19 protein-coding genes, 4 tRNA genes and 1 pseudogene are annotated in these 22,781 nt (G+C 52.6%); 17 read left to right on the top strand and 7 right to left on the bottom strand.

Annotated elements, in window-relative coordinates; all coding sequences use genetic code 11:
• From rffA to ACJHYD_RS20500, 11 genes are all read left to right on the top strand, one after another.
• The gene (rffA, locus tag ACJHYD_RS20550; RefSeq protein ID WP_001551966.1) at positions 1-1,131 is read left to right on the top strand and encodes a dTDP-4-amino-4,6-dideoxygalactose transaminase; all 1,131 of its coding nucleotides are present in this window, start codon (positions 1-3) and stop codon (positions 1,129-1,131) included.
• A 1-nt stretch (position 1,132) separates the two neighbouring features.
• Positions 1,133-2,383: a lipid III flippase WzxE gene (gene wzxE, locus ACJHYD_RS20545; protein WP_000050265.1), complete on the top strand. Its 1,251-nt coding sequence runs from the start codon at positions 1,133-1,135 to the stop codon at positions 2,381-2,383.
• Positions 2,380-3,459, top strand: a complete 1,080-nt coding sequence (rffT, locus tag ACJHYD_RS20540) for a TDP-N-acetylfucosamine:lipid II N-acetylfucosaminyltransferase (protein ID WP_001551967.1) — start codon at positions 2,380-2,382, stop codon at positions 3,457-3,459. The genes wzxE and rffT overlap by 4 nt, the downstream gene beginning before the upstream one ends.
• Positions 3,456-4,808, top strand: a complete 1,353-nt coding sequence (gene wzyE, locus ACJHYD_RS20535) for an ECA oligosaccharide polymerase (protein WP_001551968.1) — start codon at positions 3,456-3,458, stop codon at positions 4,806-4,808. Before rffT ends, wzyE begins: the two co-directional genes overlap by 4 nt.
• A gap of 2 nt (positions 4,809-4,810) precedes the next feature.
• On the top strand, positions 4,811-5,551 hold the full coding sequence (gene wecG / locus ACJHYD_RS20530; protein ID WP_001064042.1) for a lipopolysaccharide N-acetylmannosaminouronosyltransferase: 741 nt from the start codon (positions 4,811-4,813) through the stop codon (positions 5,549-5,551).
• A 190-nt stretch (positions 5,552-5,741) separates the two neighbouring features.
• Positions 5,742-7,127 (top strand): bifunctional threonine/serine APC transporter ThrP, encoded by a 1,386-nt coding sequence (gene thrP / locus ACJHYD_RS20525; RefSeq protein ID WP_000774741.1) that lies wholly within the window; start codon positions 5,742-5,744, stop codon positions 7,125-7,127.
• Between the two features lie 102 nt (positions 7,128-7,229).
• Positions 7,230-7,306: transfer RNA gene (locus tag ACJHYD_RS20520), tRNA-Arg, on the top strand.
• A gap of 58 nt (positions 7,307-7,364) precedes the next feature.
• Positions 7,365-7,440 (top strand) — tRNA-His (locus ACJHYD_RS20515).
• A 20-nt stretch (positions 7,441-7,460) separates the two neighbouring features.
• Positions 7,461-7,547 (top strand) — tRNA-Leu (locus ACJHYD_RS20510).
• A gap of 42 nt (positions 7,548-7,589) precedes the next feature.
• A tRNA-Pro gene (locus ACJHYD_RS20505) sits at positions 7,590-7,666 on the top strand.
• Between the two features lie 146 nt (positions 7,667-7,812).
• The gene (locus ACJHYD_RS20500) at positions 7,813-9,048 is read left to right on the top strand and encodes an anaerobic sulfatase maturase (protein WP_000941552.1); all 1,236 of its coding nucleotides are present in this window, start codon (positions 7,813-7,815) and stop codon (positions 9,046-9,048) included.
• 101 nt (positions 9,049-9,149) lie between these two features.
• Here the strand turns inward: ACJHYD_RS20500 and aslA are convergent, their stop codons facing one another.
• The 5 genes from aslA to hemC form a co-directional block, all read right to left on the bottom strand.
• Positions 9,150-10,805, bottom strand: a complete 1,656-nt coding sequence (gene aslA, locus ACJHYD_RS20495) for an arylsulfatase AslA (protein WP_000395844.1) — start codon at positions 10,803-10,805, stop codon at positions 9,150-9,152.
• Positions 10,806-11,483: 678 nt separating this feature from the next.
• On the bottom strand, positions 11,484-12,680 hold the full coding sequence (hemY, locus tag ACJHYD_RS20490; RefSeq protein WP_000921783.1) for a protoheme IX biogenesis protein HemY: 1,197 nt from the start codon (positions 12,678-12,680) through the stop codon (positions 11,484-11,486).
• A gap of 2 nt (positions 12,681-12,682) precedes the next feature.
• A complete protein-coding gene (hemX, locus tag ACJHYD_RS20485; protein ID WP_049067715.1) occupies positions 12,683-13,894 on the bottom strand; it encodes a uroporphyrinogen-III C-methyltransferase in 1,212 nt (403 codons plus the stop codon).
• 21 nt (positions 13,895-13,915) lie between these two features.
• Positions 13,916-14,656 carry a uroporphyrinogen-III synthase gene (gene hemD / locus ACJHYD_RS20480; RefSeq protein WP_001551970.1) on the bottom strand — a complete coding sequence of 247 codons (741 nt, stop codon included), beginning with the start codon at positions 14,654-14,656 and terminating at the stop codon, positions 13,916-13,918.
• Entirely contained in the window at positions 14,653-15,594 is a 942-nt protein-coding gene (gene hemC / locus ACJHYD_RS20475) for a hydroxymethylbilane synthase (RefSeq protein ID WP_001303155.1), read from the bottom strand. Before hemC ends, hemD begins: the two co-directional genes overlap by 4 nt.
• A 386-nt stretch (positions 15,595-15,980) precedes the next feature.
• Here hemC and cyaA point away from each other — a divergent pair, with 386 nt between their 5' ends.
• Positions 15,981-18,527, top strand: coding sequence for a class I adenylate cyclase (gene cyaA, locus ACJHYD_RS20470; protein WP_000281696.1), 2,547 nt, complete (start codon positions 15,981-15,983; stop codon positions 18,525-18,527).
• 39 nt (positions 18,528-18,566) lie between these two features.
• Here cyaA and cyaY read toward each other — a convergent pair whose 3' ends face one another.
• Together cyaY and ACJHYD_RS20460 are read right to left on the bottom strand one after the other, a co-directional pair.
• Positions 18,567-18,887: an iron donor protein CyaY gene (gene cyaY, locus ACJHYD_RS20465; protein ID WP_000999947.1), complete on the bottom strand. Its 321-nt coding sequence runs from the start codon at positions 18,885-18,887 to the stop codon at positions 18,567-18,569.
• 122 nt (positions 18,888-19,009) lie between these two features.
• Positions 19,010-19,195: pseudogene (locus tag ACJHYD_RS20460) on the bottom strand (DKNYY family protein); the annotation flags it as partial.
• Between the two features lie 158 nt (positions 19,196-19,353).
• On the opposite strand from ACJHYD_RS20460, the gene lptM reads away from it, so the two are divergent.
• From lptM to yigB, 5 genes are read left to right on the top strand one after another with little or no spacing between them, the layout of a single operon-like run.
• Entirely contained in the window at positions 19,354-19,557 is a 204-nt protein-coding gene (lptM, locus tag ACJHYD_RS20455) for an LPS translocon maturation chaperone LptM (protein WP_000799889.1), read from the top strand.
• 36 nt (positions 19,558-19,593) lie between these two features.
• Positions 19,594-20,418: a diaminopimelate epimerase gene (gene dapF, locus ACJHYD_RS20450; RefSeq protein ID WP_001160658.1), complete on the top strand. Its 825-nt coding sequence runs from the start codon at positions 19,594-19,596 to the stop codon at positions 20,416-20,418.
• Positions 20,415-21,122, top strand: coding sequence for a DUF484 domain-containing protein (locus ACJHYD_RS20445; RefSeq protein WP_000812796.1), 708 nt, complete (start codon positions 20,415-20,417; stop codon positions 21,120-21,122). Before dapF ends, ACJHYD_RS20445 begins: the two co-directional genes overlap by 4 nt.
• Positions 21,119-22,015, top strand: coding sequence for a tyrosine recombinase XerC (xerC, locus tag ACJHYD_RS20440; RefSeq protein ID WP_001551974.1), 897 nt, complete (start codon positions 21,119-21,121; stop codon positions 22,013-22,015). Before ACJHYD_RS20445 ends, xerC begins: the two co-directional genes overlap by 4 nt.
• A complete protein-coding gene (gene yigB, locus ACJHYD_RS20435) occupies positions 22,015-22,731 on the top strand; it encodes a 5-amino-6-(5-phospho-D-ribitylamino)uracil phosphatase YigB (protein WP_001213584.1) in 717 nt (238 codons plus the stop codon). Before xerC ends, yigB begins: the two co-directional genes overlap by 1 nt.
• Positions 22,732-22,781: the final 50 nt, after the last annotated feature.

Genomic DNA, 22,781 nt, shown 5'->3' with positions numbered 1-22,781 from the left:
ATGATTCCATTTAACGCACCGCCGGTGGTGGGAACCGAACTCGACTATATGCAGTCGGCAATGGGTAGTGGCAAACTGTGTGGCGATGGCGGTTTTACCCGTCGCTGCCAGCAGTGGCTGGAGCAACGTTTTGGCAGCGCCAAAGTGTTACTGACGCCATCCTGCACCGCTTCGCTGGAGATGGCGGCGCTGCTGCTCGATATCCAGCCTGGCGATGAAGTGATCATGCCGAGCTACACCTTTGTCTCCACTGCCAATGCCTTTGTGCTGCGTGGCGCAAAAATCGTTTTTGTGGATGTTCGCCCGGACACCATGAACATCGACGAAACGTTGATTGAAGCAGCGATCACCGACAAAACGCGCGTTATCGTGCCGGTCCATTACGCGGGTGTGGCCTGCGAAATGGACACCATTATGGCGTTGGCGAAAAAGCATAATCTGTTTGTGGTGGAAGATGCTGCTCAGGGCGTGATGTCCACTTACAAAGGGCGTGCACTGGGAACCATTGGTCATATTGGCTGCTTTAGCTTCCATGAAACCAAAAACTACACGGCGGGCGGTGAAGGCGGCGCGACGCTGATTAACGATAAAGCGTTGATCGAACGAGCCGAGATCATCCGTGAAAAAGGCACAAACCGCAGCCAGTTCTTCCGTGGTCAGGTCGATAAATATACCTGGCGCGATATCGGCTCCAGCTATTTGATGTCCGATCTGCAAGCTGCGTACCTGTGGGCGCAACTGGAAGCAGCAGATCGTATCAATCAGCAACGTCTGGCGCTGTGGCAAAACTACTACGATGCGTTAGCACCTCTGGCGAAAGCCGGGCGTATCGAGCTGCCGTCGATTCCCGTTGGCTGCGTGCAGAACGCGCATATGTTCTACATTAAACTGCGGGATATTGATGACCGGAGCGCGTTGATTAACTTTCTGAAAGAAGCGGAAATCATGGCGGTGTTCCATTACATTCCGCTGCACGGTTGCCCTGCGGGGGAACGCTTTGGTGAGTTCCACGGTGAAGATCGCTACACCACCAAAGAGAGTGAGCGCCTGCTGCGCCTGCCGCTGTTCTACAACCTGTCGCCCGTCAATCAGCGTACGGTAATTGCGACTTTGTTGAACTACTTCTCCTGATATGTCGTTGGCAAAAGCGTCCTTGTGGACGGCGGCCAGTACACTGGTCAAGATTGGTGCCGGGTTACTGGTCGGTAAGTTGCTGGCGGTGTCATTTGGTCCGGCGGGGCTTGGGCTGGCGGCAAATTTCCGCCAGTTGATTACCGTGCTCGGCGTGCTTGCCGGGGCTGGCATCTTTAATGGCGTAACCAAATACGTTGCTCAGTACCATGATAATCCCCAACAGCTGCGCCGCGTGGTCGGCACTTCATCAGCGATGGTACTTGGCTTCTCTACGCTAATGGCGCTGGTTTTTGTGCTGGCAGCAGCGCCAATCAGCCAGGGATTGTTTGGTAATACCGACTATCAGGGACTGGTGCGTTTAGTGGCGCTGGTGCAAATGGGGATTGCCTGGGGCAACCTGTTACTGGCGTTGATGAAAGGCTTTCGCGATGCCGCAGGTAATGCGTTATCCCTGATTGTCGGCAGCCTGATTGGCGTTCTCGCGTACTACGTCAGTTACCGTTTGGGCGGTTATGAAGGGGCGTTGCTGGGTCTGGCGCTGATTCCCGCGCTGGTGGTAATTCCTGCCGCCATCATGTTGATCAAACGTGGTGTCATCCCGTTAAGCTATCTGAAACCCAGCTGGGATAACGGTCTGGCAGGGCAGTTGAGCAAATTTACGCTCATGGCGTTGATTACGTCGGTGACCTTGCCTGTTGCTTACATCATGATGCGTAAACTGCTGGCGGCGCAGTATAGCTGGGATGAGGTGGGGATCTGGCAAGGGGTGAGCAGTATTTCCGATGCCTACCTGCAATTTATTACGGCATCGTTCAGCGTATATTTGCTGCCCACGTTGTCGCGGCTAACGGAAAAGCGCGATATCACCCGGGAAGTGGTTAAATCGCTAAAATTCGTCTTACCGGCAGTGGCGGCGGCGAGTTTTACCGTCTGGTTGCTGCGTGATTTTGCTATCTGGCTGCTGTTGTCGAATAAATTTACCGCTATGCGCGATCTCTTTGCCTGGCAGTTGGTGGGTGATGTGTTAAAAGTGGGCGCTTATGTCTTTGGTTATCTGGTGATCGCCAAAGCGTCACTGCGGTTTTATATTCTGGCGGAAGTCAGCCAGTTCACTTTATTGATGGTATTTGCCCACTGGCTAATCCCTGCGCATGGTGCACTGGGCGCGGCGCAGGCCTATATGGCAACCTATATCGTCTATTTTTCTCTTTGTTGTGGCGTGTTTTTACTCTGGCGTAGGCGGGCATGACTGTACTGATTCACGTACTGGGATCGGATATCCCTCACCATAACCGAACCGTTTTGCGGTTTTTCAACGACGCGCTGGCCGCGACGAGCGATCACGCGCGCGAGTTTATGGTTGTTGGCAAGGACGACGGCTTAAGTGATAGCTGTCCGGCGCTTTCTGTGCAATTTTTCCCTGGGAAAAAATCGCTGGCGGAAGCGGTCATCGCGAAAGCAAAAGCTAACCGTCAGCAGCGATTTTTTTTCCACGGTCAGTTCAATCCCACACTGTGGCTGGCTCTGCTGAGTGGTGGCATTAAGCCCAGCCAGTTTTTCTGGCATATCTGGGGGGCAGACCTGTATGAGCTTTCCAGTGGCTTGAGATATAAGCTTTTTTACCCACTACGTCGCCTGGCGCAAAAGCGAGTCGGCTGTGTATTTGCCACCCGCGGTGATTTGAGCTTTTTTGCCAAAACGCACCCAAAGGTGCGGGGCGAACTGCTGTACTTCCCGACGCGGATGGATCCTTCGCTCAATACGATGGCGAACGATCGGCAACGTGAAGGGAAAATGACCATTCTGGTGGGCAACTCCGGCGACCGCAGCAATGAGCATATTGCTGCCTTGCGCGCCGTTCATCAGCAATTTGGCGATACGGTAAAAGTGGTGGTGCCGATGGGATATCCGCCTAATAACGAAGCGTACATCGAGGAAGTTCGTCAGGCGGGGCTAGCGTTATTCAGCGAAGAAAATCTGCAAATTCTGAACGAAAAACTGGAATTTGACGCCTATCTGGCGCTACTTCGTCAGTGCGATCTTGGTTACTTTATTTTTGCCCGCCAGCAGGGCATTGGTACGCTGTGCTTACTGATTCAGGCGGGCATTCCTTGTGTGCTTAACCGGGAAAATCCGTTCTGGCAGGATATGACGGAACAGCATTTGCCGGTGCTGTTTACTACCGACGATCTCAACGAGGATATTGTGCGTGAAGCGCAGCGCCAGTTGGCGTCGGTGGATAAAAACACCATTGCCTTCTTTAGCCCGAACTATCTGCAAGGCTGGCAGCGGGCGTTGGCGATTGCCGCCGGGGAGGTCGCATGAGTCTGCTGCAATTCAGTGGCTTGTTTGTTGTCTGGCTGCTCTGCACGCTGTTTATTGCCACGCTGACCTGGTTTGAGTTTCGCCGTGTGCGTTTTAACTTCAATGTCTTCTTTTCATTGCTGTTTTTGCTCACCTTTTTCTTCGGCTTCCCGCTGACCAGCGTGCTGGTATTTCGCTTTGATGTTGGTGTCGCGCCGCCAGAAATCTTGTTGCAGGCGTTGCTTTCTGCGGGCTGCTTCTACGCGGTTTACTACGTCACCTACAAAACCCGCCTACGCAAACGCGTTGCCGATGTACCGCGCCGTCCGCTGTTTACCATGAACCGCGTGGAGACCAATCTCACGTGGGTGATCCTGATGGGCATCGCGCTGGTAAGCGTCGGCATCTTCTTCATGCACAACGGATTTTTGCTGTTCCGGCTTAACTCCTACAGTCAGATCTTCTCCAGTGAAGTCTCCGGCGTGGCGTTAAAACGCTTCTTTTACTTTTTCATCCCGGCGATGCTGGTGGTCTACTTTCTGCGCCAGGACAGCAAAGCGTGGCTGTTTTTCCTCGTCAGCACGGTCGCTTTTGGCTTGCTGACTTATATGATTGTCGGCGGCACTCGCGCCAATATCATTATCGCATTCGCTATCTTCCTGTTTATTGGCATTATTCACGGCTGGATTTCGTTGTGGATGCTGGCGGCAGCGGGCGTGCTGGGGATTGTTGGCATGTTCTGGCTGGCGCTAAAACGCTATGGAATGAATGTGAGCGGTGATGAAGCGTTCTATACGTTTCTCTATCTCACCCGCGATACCTTTTCGCCGTGGGAGAATCTGGCATTGCTGTTGCAGAACTACGACAACATCGACTTCCAGGGTCTGGCTCCCATTGTCCGCGATTTCTATGTCTTTATCCCTTCCTGGCTGTGGCCGGGTCGCCCGAGTATGGTACTGAACTCCGCCAACTACTTTACCTGGGAAGTGCTGAATAACCACTCCGGGCTGGCGATCTCGCCTACGCTTATAGGCTCACTGGTGGTGATGGGCGGCGCGTTGTTCATCCCGCTCGGGGCGATCGTGGTTGGTCTGATCATCAAATGGTTCGACTGGCTGTATGAGCTGGGCAACCGCGAGCCTAATCGCTATAAAGCTGCGATATTGCACAGTTTCTGCTTTGGGGCGATCTTCAATATGATCGTGCTGGCGCGTGAAGGGCTGGATTCGTTTGTCTCACGCGTAGTCTTTTTTATCGTGGTCTTCGGCGCATGTCTGATGATCGCAAAACTGCTGTACTGGCTTTTTGAAAGCGCCGGACTCATTCATAAACGTACAAAATCATCGCTCCGGACGCAGGTTGAAGGATAACAATGAATAACAACACCACGGCACCGACCTATACGCTGCGTGGCTTACAGTTGATCGGTTGGCGTGATATGCAGCACGCCCTCGATTATCTGTTCGCTGACGGGCAGCTTAAGCAGGGAACGCTGGTTGCCATTAATGCTGAAAAAATGCTGACCATTGAAGATAACGCCGAGGTCAGGGAGTTAATTAACGCTGCCGAATTTAAATATGCGGATGGCATCAGCGTTGTACGTTCAGTACGTAAAAAGTACCCGCAGGCGCAGGTTTCCCGCGTTGCCGGGGCCGATCTCTGGGAAGAGCTGATGGCGCGCGCAGGCAAAGAAGGGACGCCGGTATTTCTGGTGGGCGGTAAACCTGAAGTGCTGGCGCAAACTGAAGCTAAACTACGCAACCAGTGGAATGTGAATATCGTTGGCAGTCAGGATGGTTATTTTAAACCCGAGCAGCGTCAGATGCTGTTTGAACGCATTCATGCCAGCGGAGCGCAAATCGTCACCGTTGCGATGGGATCGCCAAAGCAGGAGATCTTCATGCGCGACTGCCGTCTGGTGCATCCAGATGCGCTGTATATGGGCGTTGGCGGGACTTATGATGTTTTCACCGGTCACGTAAAACGTGCACCGAAAATCTGGCAAACGCTGGGGCTGGAGTGGCTCTACCGCCTGCTTTCGCAGCCGAGCCGCATTAAGCGTCAGCTTCGTTTGCTGCGTTATTTACGCTGGCATTACACCGGCAACCTCTGATTTTCCTCTCTCTGTAAAGCGACGGAGTGGTCACTTCGTCGCCTTCCTGCTTTTTTATTACACAAAGCATTCAAATTTTTAATGCTTTATTTGCCATTTCTCCTGAATTACGAAAACATTCGCAACACTCGATGTACCCATAACGATAACCGGTAACACCGGAAAGCATGCAAACACAACACGAGGATTTATGGCAGATAACAAACCAGAGCTACAGCGTGGGCTGGAAGCTCGACATATCGAACTCATCGCCCTGGGGGGCACCATTGGCGTCGGCCTGTTTATGGGGGCCGCCAGTACCCTGAAATGGGCCGGGCCATCCGTATTGTTGGCCTATATCATCGCCGGGCTGTTCGTCTTTTTCATCATGCGTTCAATGGGCGAAATGTTATTCCTCGAACCGGTTACCGGTTCGTTCGCCGTTTATGCGCATCGTTATATGAGCCCGTTCTTTGGCTATCTCACCGCCTGGTCTTACTGGTTTATGTGGATGGCGGTGGGGATCTCAGAAATCACCGCCATTGGCGTTTATGTCCAGTTCTGGTTCCCGGAGATGGCGCAGTGGATACCCGCATTGATCGCGGTGGCGCTGGTGGCGTTGGCGAATCTGGCGGCGGTGCGGTTGTACGGCGAAATCGAGTTCTGGTTCGCGATGATCAAAGTCACCACGATTATCGTGATGATTGTCATTGGCCTGGGCGTGATTTTCTTTGGCTTTGGCAATGGCGGGCAGTCGATTGGTTTTAGCAACCTCACAGAGCATGGCGGTTTCTTTGCGGGGGGCTGGAAAGGGTTCCTGACCGCATTGTGTATTGTGGTGGCGTCCTACCAGGGCGTGGAGCTGATTGGCATTACCGCTGGTGAAGCGAAGAATCCGCAGGTGACGCTGCGCAGTGCAGTAGGCAAAGTGCTGTGGAGGATTCTGATTTTCTACGTAGGCGCGATTTTCGTTATCGTTACTATCTTCCCGTGGAATGAAATAGGCAGCAACGGTAGCCCGTTCGTACTGACTTTCGCCAAAATCGGCATTACCGCAGCGGCGGGCATTATCAACTTTGTGGTGCTGACGGCTGCGCTCTCTGGCTGTAACAGCGGCATGTACAGTTGCGGACGTATGCTCTACGCACTGGCGAAAAACCGTCAGTTACCGACGGCGATGGCGAAAGTTTCCCGTAACGGCGTACCGGTTGCGGGTGTGGCAGTATCTATTGCTATCCTGTTAATTGGCTCATGCCTGAACTACATCATTCCCAATCCGCAGCGTGTGTTTGTCTACGTCTACAGTGCCAGCGTGCTTCCGGGGATGGTGCCATGGTTTGTGATATTGATAAGCCAGCTGCGTTTTCGTCGTGCGCATAAAGCGGCGATTGCCAGCCATCCGTTCCGCTCAATCCTGTTCCCGTGGGCCAACTACGTAACAATGGCATTCCTGATTTGCGTTTTGATCGGCATGTACTTTAATGAAGATACGCGTATGTCGCTGTTTGTCGGCATCATCTTTATGCTGGCGGTGACGGCGATTTATAAAATTTTTGGGCTTAATCGCCACGGTAAAGCGCATAAACTGGAGGAATAAGCAGCAAAACGCACAAATCGTAACCAAACGCGCAATTTATTTAAAAAGGGACTAGACAGAGGGGTGGGAAGTCCGTATTATCCACCCCCGCAACGGCGCTAAGCGCCCGTAGCTCAGCTGGATAGAGCGCTGCCCTCCGGAGGCAGAGGTCTCAGGTTCGAATCCTGTCGGGCGCGCCATTTAGTCCCGGCGCTTGAGCTGCGGTGGTAGTAATACCGCGTAACAAGATTTGTAGTGGTGGCTATAGCTCAGTTGGTAGAGCCCTGGATTGTGATTCCAGTTGTCGTGGGTTCGAATCCCATTAGCCACCCCATTATTAGAAGTTGTGACAATGCGAAGGTGGCGGAATTGGTAGACGCGCTAGCTTCAGGTGTTAGTGTCCTTACGGACGTGGGGGTTCAAGTCCCCCCCCTCGCACCACGACTTTAAAGAATTGAACTAAAAATTCAAAAAGCAGTATTTCGGCGAGTAGCGCAGCTTGGTAGCGCAACTGGTTTGGGACCAGTGGGTCGGAGGTTCGAATCCTCTCTCGCCGACCAATTTTGAACCCCGCTTCGGCGGGGTTTTTTGTTTTCTGTGCATTTCGTCTCTTTCCCTTCGCAATAAACGCCCGTAATAACTCATTGCGCCACGGTATGATTTCGCCCTTAACTTATTGAAGGATGACTTCAGGCAAGGAGCGACCATGCTGCAACAGGTTCCAACGCGTGCTTTTCATGTGATGGCGAAACCGAGCGGTTCCGATTGTAATCTGAACTGTGACTACTGTTTTTATCTCGAAAAACAATCCCTTTACCGCGAAAAGCCAGTCACGCATATGGACGATGACACGCTGGAAGCGTATGTCCGTCACTATATCGCTGCCAGCGAAACCCAAAACGAAGTGGCTTTTACCTGGCAGGGCGGCGAACCAACGTTACTCGGGCTGGATTTTTACCGCCGTGCCGTGGCGCTACAGGCGAAATATGGTGCTGGCAGGAAGATAAGTAACAGCTTCCAGACTAACGGCGTTCTGCTTGATGACGAATGGTGTGCATTTCTGGCAGAAAATCATTTTCTTGTAGGGTTATCGCTGGATGGTCCGGCTGAGATCCACAATCAATATCGCGTGACCAAAGGCGGCAGACCAACGCATAAGCTGGTGATGCGTGCCCTGACGCTCCTGCAAAAACATCATGTCGACTATAACGTGCTGGTCTGCGTTAATCGCACCAGTGCGTTACAACCTTTGCAAGTCTATGATTTTCTGTGTGATGCAGGCGCTGAGTTCATCCAGTTTATTCCGGTGGTCGAGCGCCTGGCTGATGAAACGGCTGCTCATGCTGGACTTAAGCTACATGCTCCCGGCGATATTCAGGGCGAACTGACGGAATGGTCGGTACGCCCCGATGAGTTCGGTGAATTTTTGGTGGCGATATTCGACCACTGGATCAAACGCGACGTCGGCAAGATTTTCGTGATGAATATCGAATGGGCGTTTGCCAATTTTGTTGGTGCGCCAGGTGCGGTTTGCCATCATCAGCCAACCTGTGGGCGCTCGGTGATTGTTGAACACAACGGCGACGTTTACGCCTGCGATCACTATGTTTATCCGCAATATCGACTGGGGAATATGCACCAGCAAACAATTGCAGAAATGGTAGATTCCCCGCAACAGCAGGTGTTTGGTGAAGATAAATTTAAGCAGTTACCGGCGCAGTGTCGCAGTTGCAACGTGTTAAAAGCGTGCTGGGGAGGCTGTCCGAAACACCGCTTTATGCTCGATGCCAGCGGCAAACCCGGGCTGAATTATTTGTGTGCCGGGTATCAGCGTTATTTCCGCCATCTACCGCCATATCTTAAAGCAATGGCTGATTTGCTGGCGCACGGTCGTCCGGCCAGCGACATTATGCAGGCGCATTTGATGGTGGTGAATAAGTAAAAAAGCGGCCATTTTGTGGCCGCCTGCGGTTAATTGCCGGATAAGGCGTTCACGTCGCATCCGGCAAGGTCAGTGTGGCCCGATGTAGCGATAGCGCCGGCTTAATCAGATTTAATCTGCGCGCGTGGTGGATATTTTTTCAGGATCTCCATATACGCGTGCATTTCGGTCTGTAGCGGTACACCCATTGGGATATGGCGCACGCCGATGGAGTCGCTTTCCTGCGGATCGGTGTACAGGTTAAACACCGACGATCCCGCCGTTTGCATTACTGTGCCGGTGAATCCACCCTGATACCCGCTCTGGGTATACGCGTACGGTTGCTGGATCAGGACGTGATACTTGAACTCATCCATACGCACAGCAGAAAGTTTACCGTTGAGGAAGTAGTGCTCGGCCTTACGGTTAGACTGACCATTTGTTCCCAGGAAGAAAGATGTCTGGTCCACACCATCGATAAAGGTGGTTTTCGGTACTAAATTCGCTACTTTCGCCCCAGGATGCCCCGCCAGATCCAGCGCCGTAGGGAAGAGATCCGCCAGATCGACAATGCCGTCAGATTTACGCGGTTGGATCATGCCTTTCCAGTAAACGAAGGTTGGCACACGAACGCCGCCTTCCCATGTAGAACCTTTCGCACCGCGGAACGGCGTGCGACCGTGTGGCGGAACTTCGGCTTCCGGACCGTTATCAGAGGTGAACACAATCAGCGTGTTATCAAGCTGACCGTTTTTCTCCAGTGCTTTATACAGATTGGCGAAGATATCGTTCATCTCCACCATGCAGTCGCCGTAAGAGGTGCGCGCCGGAGAGCTACCCGCATATTTCGCATTTGGGTAGTTATCGAAGTGACAGCCGCGAGTGCCGTAGTAGAGGAAGAAAGGCTTATCGCTCTTCGCCATCTTGTCGAGGAACTTAACGCCATATTCCATCCAGCGTTGATCCAGGTCTTCCATATATTTCGGCGTAATGTCGGCAATGGCTTCCTGTTCACCGCCGCGCACGGCATGAACGTCATCTTTGCTGAACGGCAGTTTTTGGATGTATTCAGAACGATCCGGGCTCAGGGCGACTTCCGGGTTGACGTGAACATCACGCCATTCGGTATACATATCGGATACCGAGTTAAAGCCGCGGAAATCATCAAAGCCAACGTTCTGCGGCTGCGACTCTTTGTTTTCCCCCATATGCCATTTCCCGATGGCCTGAGTGACGTAGCCCTGATCGTGCAGCAACTGCGGCAGAGTGGTTAACCCTTGCAGACCGCCCGGTTGCCCGTACATTGGCGGCATCAGAATGCCGTGGTGGATGGAGTATTGTCCGGTAAGAATCGTGGCGCGGGTTGGGGAAGAACTCGGTTGAGAATACGCCGAAGTTAAAATCAGCCCCTGGCTGGCAACGGCGTCGATATCTGGTGTAGGATTACCCACCGCCACGCCGCCGCCGTTAAAGCCAACATCCATCCAGCCCACATCATCCAGCAAGAAAACAACCACGTTCGGTTTCTTACCGGTTTTTTTCTCAAGTTCTGCCAGCTTCTGCTGGGTTTCTTTGTCTTGTGCAGGATGCTGCATCACCGGCATCATGTTGTCGGCAATAGTGGTCGCCGGTTTAACCAGATACTGGTTTGGGTGATCGTATCCGGCAAAGCCTTTGCGTGCGGTGGCGGTTGACGGGGTATCTGCTGCGTTGGCCATGAGTGGAAGAGCGGCGGCGACAGCCACAACAAGAAGTTTGGGTGAAAACGAAAATTCCATGCAAAATGCTCCGGTTTCATGTCGTCAAAATGTTGACGTAATTAAGCATTGATAATTGAGATCCCTCTCCCTGACAGGATGATTGCATAAATAATAGTGATGAAAATAAATTATTTATTTATCCAGATAATGAATTGGAAAATCAGGAGAGCGTTTTCAATCCTACCTCTGGCGCAGGTGATATGTAAGGCGGTGATGTTATATCGCGTTGATTATTGATGCTGTTTTTAGTTTTAACGGCAATTAATATATATGTTATTAATTGAATGACTTTTATTATTCATTATATATATGTGTAGAATCGTGCGCAGGAGAAATATTCACTCAGGAAGTTATTACTCAGGAAGCAAAGAGGATTACAGAATTATCTCATAAAAAGTGTTAAGGGATGTTATTTCCCGGTTCTCTGTGGCATAATAAACGAGTAGATGCTCATTCCATCTCTTATGTTCGCCTTAGTGCCTCATAAACTCCGGAATGACGCAGAGCCGTTTACGGTGCTTATCGTCCACTGACAGATGTCGCTTATGCCTCATCAGACACCATGGACACAACGTTGAGTGAAGCACCCACTTGTTGTCATACAGACCTGTTTTAACGCCTGCTCCGTAATAAGAGCAGGCGTTTTTTTATGTATCAGAAAGGTCCCGGAGGTGCTTGCCTCCGGGTGAGAAAGAACTACTGTGGCGGGTTGTTCTGCAACGTTAACATCAAACCGTCGCGGCGCATCGCTGCAGCTTCTTCTGGTTTGTGCAGTCTGTCCAGCGCGTCGGCGAGCCATGCGTAATCGTAGGCGTCCGGACGTTGTTTCAGCGCCGCGCGGAAGGCGAGCGATGCTTCCTGCCATTCACCGTGCTTCATCAGTGACTGACCCAATGTGCTCCACAACAGCGGGCGATCACCGACGTTTTTGATTTGCTGGCGTAGCACTTTTTCCAGCTGTTCCGGGTTATTGGTTTTCAGACGCGGGATCGGCAGCAGCAGACGATCATCATACTGGCGTTTCAGGCCGTCGATGATAATTTGCTGAGCAGTATCATGATCGTCACATTCAATAAGATGTTCCGCCATTGCCACCTGTAACGCCACCTGATGACGCGTTTTCCGGCTTTGGTTTTTCCACCAGTTTCGCAAACCTTCGCTACCGTCATCGGCGCGCGCCTGATCCATCAGGCCAATCCATGCCTGTTGTTCCAGCATTGCACGATGTTCTTCATCGCCAACGTGGGCTTTCGCCATTGATGGGATGATATCCAGCAGCGAACTCCATGCACCTGTGCGGATATACGCCTGTTCCGCCAGACGTAATACTTCCGGATGGCGTGGCGTAACTTCCAGCAGCTTATCCACGCCGTGGCGTGCAGCATGGTTTTCATTACGGGCCAGTTGAAGACGTACACGGGTGATTTCTACCGGAATGGTGTCGTTGCCGGCCAGCTCCGCTGCACGTTCCAGATGTTGGTTGGCGCGTGCTTCATCACCACGTTGTTGCGCGGCTTCGGCAGCCAGTAGATAGTTCACCACCGGTTGTTCAGCGTGATCGGCATTTTTCGCCATCAGCTTTTCAACTTGCTGATAATCGCCTTCCGCTAGTTTCAGCAGCGCCTGCTCGGTCTGCTTACGGGCACGGCGACGCTTACGTCCGACAAACCACCCACGGGTGTGTGCGCCTGTGCGGAAGATCCGCCGCAGTAGCCACTCAATGGCAAACAGCACTACCATCGCCAGAATCAAAATAATCGCCAGGCCAGTGACGCTGGTTTCGATATTGTAGTTGTCGGTCTGGATCAGCACGTAACCCTGATGACCGGCAATCATCGGGCCAACCACTATCCCCGCAATCAGCAAAACAAAGAGCAATAACACTTTTAGCATGGTTATTCTCCTTGCGGCGCGGCTGCCGGAGTATCAGCTTGCGGTGCAGGTGCAGGTGCAGGTGCAGGTGCAGGTGCAGGTGCAGGTTTAGCTTCCGTTGTCCCCGCTGCCGGTTGTGCCAGCAGGTTACGCACGCGAGTCTGCATCAGTTTTTCCAGCATCGCCTGGCTTTGCAGGGTTTCCGGAAGATCCATCGAGATATTTTGCTGGCTTAACTGGTCCACCTCGTCGAGGAACGCTTTGGTGGTGGCATCATCAGTATCGTAGTAAGCACGTACCCAGGTGGAGACGTTCTCCAGCGCCTGGCGATAAGTCTCTTGCTGGTGACGCGGTACAGCTTGTGCTGCGACCAGCAGGCGAGAGCGAATATTTTCGCGCAGATAGATATCCTGATTTGGCGCTAACAGCGGTACGGCGGTGTCATCACGACGGCGAATCGTAATGAAGTTGTCCATAAAATTCTGCCAGCTTTTTTGTAGATTGATACGCCATTCGCTGATGGAACTGGAAAGCTCTTCACCGTCGGAATCCATCGGCGAACCATCGCTGTCATTATCGGCCAGACGCAGGTTATCTACCTGATTTGAAAGCTGATTAAGCTTAAGGATGATGCCGTCATAATCCACCTGCGATACCGCAGAAAGGCTGGCGATATCATCGGTAATTGCCCGACGAACGGTAATCAGACTCGGGTCATTCATATCCGCCAGGCTGGCATCTGCACTTTTCAGCAACGCTGCAGCGGTCGTGACGTCTTGATCGCTCCACAGCTTCCGTCCTGCGAGTTTCACCAGAAAATCGGCCTGAGCCAGCAGCCAGGTTTTAGCATCGCTGCCGGAAATGGTGGCGACCTTTTGTTGGACTTCATCCAACTGTTTTGCCAGCGTTTCTTGCTGACGATTCGCCTGTTCAAGCTGCGTAGCCTGTTGCTTGATAATGCCTTCCAGCTCGGCTTTTTGGCTCTCCTGGGCTTTTTGCAATGCCGTCAGTTGGTTAGCCAGGGCATCGCTGGTGGCGGTCTGATTGACGGCCTGTTGTTTACCCCAGCCATACAAACCGACGCCCGCCGCCAGAGCAATAGCGATAGCCACCGCGCTGAGAATCAATGCGGTATTGTTCTTACTCTTTTTTTCTGTTGCGACAGGTTGTGACGTGGTGTCCACGGCCTCCCTGGTCTCTTCAACCACGGCGGAGGTTTTTTCTTGTTCCGTCATTATGGCTTCCTGTTATGAGAGTTATTGTAATGCCCGTAAAAGCGCATCGTTGTCAGCGTTATCGGCGATCTTAATGTCTTGCCAGCCCAGTTCCCGGGCGAGTTTCGCCAAACGCTCACTGACGACCAATAGTCGACAGTGTAGTAACCAGTGCTCACGATACCATTGTGGGATCAGCGACCAGAGTTGCTGCAACATTTCACCGCTGGTAACAACGACCGTCGTCACCTCGCGGGATTGCCAGCGCATCGCTTCTTCTGCACCATCGTAATGGATTGCGCATCGTTGATAACATTCACAAAAAGTGACCTCAGCACCGCGCGCCGTCAGGGTATCCCCAATTAGCTCACGACCGCCATTGCCACGTAATATCAGCGCACGTTTGCCCGCAATATTTTGTAATTCAGGTAATTGTAGCAAGACTTCGCTGATTTCCCGATCCTGCGGGTAGAGAATCTTCTGTCCGCTTACAGTATGTAGCGCCAGTGCGGTGGTGCGTCCAATGGCGAAATAATCAGGTAGTCGGGGCCATTTACGATCTTGCTGATGCAGCTGTGATTGGGCAAAAGCAACCGCGTGTTGCGAGAGGGCAAACAACAGATCGCTCTCCCCCAGCGCTGCAAGTTGATCAGCAAGTTGCGGTAATTGTCGACCCGGAGAAAACTCAATCAGCGGAAAATGCCAGGCCACCTGCCCCAGTGTGCGCAGACGGCTCACTAACTCTTCTCCAGCGGGAGACGGGCGGGTGACCAGGATACTCATGCCGGGGCGTCTCCGTTATAGACTTCAGCAAGGATCTCGCGCGCGCCGTTATTCAGTAGCTCTTCTGCCAGCGAAATCCCCATTTGTTCGGCATCTTGCGGCGCACCGCGGCGTTCACCGCGAATAATCTGCGAACCGTCCGGCGCGCCGACCAGCGCACGCAGCCAGATTTCGCCATCAATAAGCTCGGCGTAGCTACCAATTGGTACCTGACATCCGCCTTCGAGACGGGTATTCATGGCGCGTTCTGCGGTAACGCGCAGTGCAGTTTCGTGGTGATTCAGCGCGGCAAGCAGCTCGCGAGTGCGTGTATCATCAAGGCGGCATTCAATACCGACCGCACCTTGTCCTACCGCCGGAAGAGAAATCTCGGGTGGCAACGCGGCGCGAATGCGTGACTCCAGACCTAAACGTTTTAGTCCGGCTACGGCAAGAATGATGGCATCGTATTCGCCGTTATCCAGTTTGCTCAGGCGAGTGCCGACGTTGCCGCGCAGGGAGCGGATAATCAGATCCGGGCGGCGTTCAGCCAGTTGGCACTGGCGACGTAAACTGGACGTCCCGACGATACTGCCTGCCGGTAACGCATCCAGACTGTCATAGTTATTGGACACAAAGGCATCGCGAGGATCTTCACGCTCACAAATAGTGACCAGTCCCAGACCTTGCGGGAATTCAACCGGCACATCTTTCATTGAATGTACGGCGATATCGGCGCGATTTTCGAGGAGCGCGACTTCCAGCTCTTTTACAAATAAGCCTTTTCCGCCTACTTTCGCCAGCGGCGTATCAAGAATCACATCGCCGCGCGTCACCATCGGTACCAGTTCAACGACCAGGCCCGGATGGCTCGCCATCAACTTGTCTTTGACATAGTGTGCCTGCCAGAGTGCAAGTGGGCTTTGGCGTGTGGCAATTCTTAAAACATTGTCTAACATGCTTGTTACCGTCATTATCATCCGTGGCCCATCCTAACATCCTTGCCAGAGCGATGTCAGTGTTGTGGTGAAACGTAGACGCCTGCGCAAACCGTAAAATGAGGTCTGGCAGTGGATCCTGACAGGCGTTTCACGCCGTCGTAATAAGGAATTTACAGAGAATAAACGGTGCTACACTTGTATGTAGCGCATCTTTCTTTACGGTCAATCAGCAAGGTGTTAAATTGATCACGTTTTAGACCATTTTTTCGTCGTGAAACTAAAAAAACCAGGCGCGAAAAGTGGTAACGGTTACCTTTGACATACGAAATATCCCGAATGCCGCGTGTTACCGTTGATGTTGGCGGAATCACAGTCATGACGGGTAGCAAATCAGGCGATACGTCTTGTACCTCTATATTGAGACTCTGAAACAGAGACTGGATGCCATAAATCAATTGCGTGTGGATCGCGCGCTTGCTGCTATGGGGCCTGCATTCCAACAGGTCTACAGTCTACTGCCGACATTGTTGCACTATCACCATCCGCTAATGCCGGGTTACCTTGATGGTAACGTTCCCAAAGGCATTTGCCTTTACACGCCTGATGAAACTCAACGCCACTACCTGAACGAGCTTGAACTGTATCGTGGAATGTCAGTACAGGATCCGCCGAAAGGTGAGCTTCCAATTACTGGTGTATACACCATGGGCAGCACCTCGTCCGTAGGGCAAAGTTGTTCCTCTGACCTGGATATCTGGGTCTGTCATCAATCCTGGCTTGATAGCGAAGAGCGCCAGTTACTACAACGTAAATGCAGCCTGCTGGAAAGCTGGGCCGCCTCGCTGGGCGTGGAAGTTAGCTTCTTCCTGATTGATGAAAATCGCTTCCGTCATAATGAAAGCGGCAGCCTGGGGGGCGAAGATTGTGGCTCCACCCAGCATATACTGCTGCTTGACGAATTTTACCGTACCGCCGTGCGTCTCGCTGGTAAGCGTATTCTGTGGAATATGGTGCCGTGCGACGAAGAAGAGCATTACGACGACTATGTGATGACGCTTTACGCGCAGGGCGTGCTGACGCCAAATGAATGGCTGGATCTCGGTGGCTTAAGCTCGCTTTCTGCTGAAGAGTACTTTGGTGCCAGCCTTTGGCAGCTCTACAAGAGTATTGATTCCCCATACAAAGCGGTGCTGAAAACACTGCTGCTGGAAGCCTATTCCTGGGAATACCCGAACCCACGTCTGCTGGCGAAAGATATCAAACAGCGTTTGCACGACGGCGAGATTGTGTCGTTTGGCCTCGATCCTTACTGCATGATGCTGGAGCGTGTTACTGAATACCTGACGGCGATTGAAGATTTCACTCGTCTGGATTTAGTACGCCGCTGCTTCTATTTAAAAGTGTGCGAAAAACTCAGCCGTGAACGCGCCTGCGTAGGCTGGCGTCGTGAAGTGCTAACCCAGTTAGTGAAAGAGTGGGAATGGGACGATGCTCGTCTGGCAATGCTCGATAACCGCGCTAACTGGAAGATTGATCAGGTACGTGAGGCGCACAACGAGTTGCTCGACGCGATGATGCAGAGCTACCGTAATCTGATTCGCTTTGCGCGCCGCAATAACCTTAGCGTCTCCGCCAGTCCGCAGGATATCGGCGTGCTGACGCGTAAGCTGTATGCCGCGTTTGAAGCATTGCCGGGTAAAGTGACGCTGGTAAACCCGCAGATTTCACCCGATCTCTCGGAACCGAATCTGACCTTTATTTATGTGCCGCCGGGCCGGGCTAACCGTTCAGGTTGGTATCTGTATAACCGCGCGCCAAATATTGAGTCGATCATCAGCCATCAGCCGCTGGAATATAACCGTTACCTGAATAAACTGGTGGCGTGGGCATGGTTTAACGGCCTGCTGACCTCGCGTACCCGCTTGTATATTAAAGGCAACGGCATTGTCGATTTGCCTAAGTTGCAGGAGATGGTCGCCGATGTGTCACACCATTTCCCGCTGCGCCTGCCTGCACCGACGCCAAAAGCGCTCTACAGCCCGTGTGAAATTCGCCATCTGGCGATTATCGTTAACCTGGAATATGACCCGACAGCTGCGTTCCGCAATCAGGTGGTGCATTTTGATTTCCGTAAGCTGGACGTCTTCAGCTTTGGCGAGAATCAAAATTGCCTGGTAGGTAGCGTGGACCTGCTGTACCGCAACTCGTGGAACGAAGTGCGTACGTTGCACTTCAACGGCGAGCAGTCGATGATCGAAGCCCTGAAAACCATTCTCGGTAAAATGCATCAGGACGCCGCACCGCCAGATAGCGTGGAAGTCTTCTGCTACAGCCAGCATCTGCGCGGATTAATCCGTACTCGCGTGCAGCAACTGGTTTCTGAGTGCATTGAACTGCGTCTTTCCAGCACCCGCCAGGAAACCGGGCGCTTCAAGGCGCTGCGCGTTTCTGGTCAAACCTGGGGCTTATTCTTCGAGCGCCTGAATGTATCGGTACAGAAACTAGAAAATGCCATCGAGTTTTATGGCGCTATTTCGCATAACAAACTGCACGGCCTGTCAGTGCAGGTTGAAACCAATCACGTCAAATTACCGGCGGTGGTGGACGGCTTTGCCAGCGAAGGGATCATCCAGTTCTTCTTCGAAGAAACGCAAGACGAGAATGGCTTTAATATCTACATTCTCGACGAAAGCAACCGGGTTGAGGTGTATCACCACTGCGAAGGCAGCAAAGAGGAGCTGGTGCGTGACGTCAGTCGCTTCTACTCGTCATCGCACGACCGTTTTACCTACGGCTCAAGCTTCATCAACTTCAACCTGCCGCAGTTCTATCAGATTGTGAAGGTTGATGGTCGTGAACAGGTGATTCCGTTCCGCACCAAATCGATTGGCAACATGCCGCCTGCCAATCAGGATCACGATACGCCGCTATTACAGCAGTATTTTTCGTGATGAACGTGCCGGAAAGCGAGGCTTATCCGGCATGCAATCTTAGCGGAAACTGACTGTTTCACCCGCCTGCTGCGTCGCCGCCTGTTCCAGCAAATCCCAGAAGGTTTCGCCGCTACGATCGCAAATCCACTCATCGCCTTTCAGATCAAAATGGTAGCCGCCTTGTTTGGTTGCCAGCCATACCTGGTGCAGCGGCTCCTGGCGGTTGATAATGATTTTGCTGCCGTTTTCAAAGGTAATGGTCAGTACACCGCCGTTGATTTCACAGTCGATATCGCTGTCGCCATCCCAGTCGTCCAGACGCTCTTCAATGGTCAGCCACAGTTGATCAGCCAGGCGATGAAATTCACTGTCGTTCATTGTTGTATCCTGTTTTTAAGTGATGGCGGCAGTATAGCGGCATGGGGTCAGGGCTTCAAAGTTTGCTCGTCTTCTGCGTTCTGGCATGAATCATCCGTCAACGGAATAATAATGTCTCTATATAGCGAAAGATTGGTCTTTTCATAAGGGCGCAAATACACCACGCCTTTTCCCTGTTTCTGGTAAATATTATGTTCCGGCTCATCAAGCCGACATCCCCATGCCGACGATAAAAACAACGAACAAGCCAACAAACAAACCACATTGCGATAGTGCATAAAGCCATCCTGGCGCGAGGTGCCGATCACGAAACTACCAGCAAAACATAAATCGCCACGAGTAAGCGTTATACTCGCAGCATTTCCTCACTTTTCAGACTTCATAAAGAGTCGCTAAACGCTTGCTTTTACGCCTTCTCCTGCGATGATAGAAAGCAGAAAGCGATGAACTTTACAGGCAATCCATAATGAAAAACGTGTTTAAGGCACTCACTGTATTACTTACTCTCTTCAGCCTGACGGGCTGCGGTCTGAAAGGTCCGCTCTATTTCCCGCCTGCAGATAAAAACGCACCGCCGCCGACCAAACCGGTAGAGACGCAAACGCAATCCACAGTGCCGGATAAAAACGACCGCGCCACTGGCGATGGTCCATCCCAGGTGAATTACTAAAAGTCAGTTTCTGTACCCGCGTGATTGGAGTAAATGATGCAGTTCTCGAAAATGCATGGCCTTGGCAACGATTTTATGGTCGTCGACGCGGTAACGCAGAATGTCTTTTTTTCACCGGAGCTGATTCGTCGCCTGGCGGATCGGCACCTGGGGGTAGGGTTTGACCAACTGCTGGTGGTTGAGCCACCGTATGATCCTGAACTGGATTTTCACTATCGCATTTTCAATGCTGATGGCAGTGAAGTGGCGCAGTGCGGCAACGGCGCGCGCTGCTTTGCCCGTTTTGTGCGTCTGAAAGGGCTGACCAATAAGCGCGATATCCGCGTCAGCACCGCCAACGGACGGATGGTTCTGACCGTCACCAATGATGATCTGGTCCGCGTCAATATGGGCGAACCCAACTTCGAACCTTCTGCCGTGCCATTTCGCGCTAACAAAGCGGAAAAGACCTATATTATGCGCGCCGCCGAGCAGACAATCTTATGCGGCGTGGTGTCGATGGGAAATCCGCACTGCGTGATTCAGGTCGATGATGTCGATACCGCGGCGGTAGAAACGCTTGGTCCTGTTCTGGAAAGCCACGAGCGTTTTCCGGAGCGCGCCAATATCGGTTTTATGCAAGTGGTTAAGCGCGAGCATATTCGTTTACGCGTTTATGAGCGTGGGGCAGGAGAAACCCAGGCCTGCGGCAGCGGCGCGTGTGCGGCGGTGGCGGTAGGGATCCAGCAAGGTTTGCTGGCCGAAGAAGTACGCGTGGAACTCCCCGGCGGTCGTCTTGATATCGCCTGGAAAGGTCCGGGTCACCCGTTATATATGACTGGCCCGGCGGTACATGTCTACGACGGATTTATTCATCTATGAAGCAACCAGGGGAAGAACTGCAGGAAACACTCACGGAGCTTGATGACCGGGCGGTTGTCGATTATCTGATTAAAAATCCTGAGTTTTTTATCCGCAATGCGCGCGCAGTTGAAGCGATACGTGTGCCGCATCCGGTACGCGGCACCGTTTCGTTGGTCGAATGGCACATGGCCCGCGCACGTAATCATATTCATGTTCTGGAAGAGAACATGGCGCTGTTGATGGAACAGGCTATCGCCAACGAAGGCCTGTTTTATCGCTTACTCTACCTGCAGCGTAGTCTCACCGCCGCCAGCAGTCTCGACGATATGCTGATGCGCTTTCACCGCTGGGCGCGCGATCTCGGCCTGGCAGGTGCGAGTCTGCGCCTGTTTCCAGATCGCTGGCGCTTAGGTGCGCCGTCGAACCACACTCATCTGGCATTAAGCCGTCAGTCTTTCGAACCGCTGCGTATTCAGCGTCTGGGGCAGGAACAGCACTATCTGGGGCCGCTTAACGGACCGGAGCTTCTGGTGGTGCTACCGGAAGCGAAAGCGGTGGGATCGGTGGCGATGTCGATGCTGGGAAGCGATGCTGATTTGGGTGTTGTGCTGTTTACCAGTCGCGATGCCAGTCACTATCAACAAGGGCAGGGAACGCAGTTACTTCATGAAATTGCGCTGATGTTGCCGGAGCTTCTGGAGCGTTGGATTGAACGCGTATGACCGATTTACACACCGATGTAGAACGCTACCTACGTTATCTGAGCGTGGAGCGCCAGCTAAGCCCGATAACCCTGCTTAACTACCAGCGTCAGCTTGAGGCGATCATCAATTTTGCCAGCGAAAACGGCCTGCAAAGCTGGCAGCAATATGATGTGACGATGGTGCGCAATTTCGCTGTACGCAGTCGCCGTAAAGGGCTGGGAGCTGCAAGTTTGGCGTTACGGCTTTCTGCGCTACGTAGCTTTTTTGACTGGCTGGTCAGCCAGAACGAGCTCAAAGCTAACCCGGCGAAAGGTGTTTCGGCACCGAAAGCGCCGCGTCATCTGCCGAAAAACATCGACGTCGACGATATGAATCGGCTGCTGGATATTGATATCAACGATCCCCTCGCTGTGCGCGATCGGGCAATGCTGGAAGTGATGTACGGCGCGGGTCTGCGTCTTTCCGAGCTGGTGGGGCTCGATATCAAACACCTCGACCTGGAGTCTGGTGAAGTGTGGGTGATGGGAAAAGGCAGCAAAGAGCGCCGCCTGCCGATTGGTCGCAACGCTGTGGCGTGGATTGAGCACTGGCTTGATTTGCGCGACCTGTTTGGAAGCGAAGACGATGCGCTTTTTCTGTCGAAACTGGGCAAGCGTATCTCCGCGCGTAATGTGCAGAAACGCTTTGCCGAATGGGGCATAAAACAAGGGCTGAATAATCACGTTCACCCGCATAAATTACGTCACTCGTTCGCTACGCATATGCTGGAGTCGAGCGGCGATCTTCGTGGTGTGCAGGAGCTGCTGGGTCATGCCAACCTCTCCACCACGCAAATCTATACTCATCTTGATTTTCAACACCTTGCCTCGGTGTACGATGCGGCGCATCCACGCGCCAAACGGGGGAAATAATGCGTTTTTACCGGCCTTTGGGGCGCATCTCGGCGCTCACCTTTGACCTGGATGATACCCTTTACGATAACCGTCCGGTGATTTTGCGCACCGAGCGAGAGGCGCTTACCTTTGTGCAAAATTATCATCCGGCGCTGCGCAGCTTCCAGAATGAAGATCTGCAACGCCTGCGCCAGGCGGTACGGGAAGCGGAACCCGAGATTTATCACGACGTGACGCGCTGGCGTTTTCGTTCGATTGAACAAGCCATGCTCGACGCCGGGCTGAGTGCCGAAGAAGCCAGTGCAGGCGCACACGCAGCAATGATCAACTTTGCCAAATGGCGCAGCCGAATCGATGTTCCGCAGCAAACCCACGACACCTTAAAACAGCTGGCGAAGAAATGGCCGCTGGTGGCGATCACCAACGGTAACGCCCAGCCGGAGCTGTTTGGTTTAGGGGATTATTTTGAGTTTGTGCTGCGCGCTGGCCCGCACGGGCGCTCAAAACCGTTCAGCGATATGTACTTTCTGGCTGCGGAAAAACTCAACGTGCCGATCGGCGAGATCTTACATGTTGGGGACGATCTCACCACTGACGTGGGTGGGGCAATTCGCAGCGGAATGCAGGCTTGTTGGATCAGACCGGAAAATGGCGATCTGATGCAAACCTGGGACAGCCGTTTACTCCCGCATCTGGAAATTTCCCGGTTGGCATCTCTGACCTCGCTGATATAATCAGCAAATCTGTATATATACCCAGCTTTTTGGCGGAGGGCGTTGCGCTT

Origin of the sequence: Escherichia sp. WS1368, from assembly GCF_046487485.1 — a bacterium.
Lineage (GTDB): Bacteria > Pseudomonadota > Gammaproteobacteria > Enterobacterales > Enterobacteriaceae > Escherichia > Escherichia coli.
This window is presented reverse-complemented; position numbering and strand designations above follow the sequence as displayed.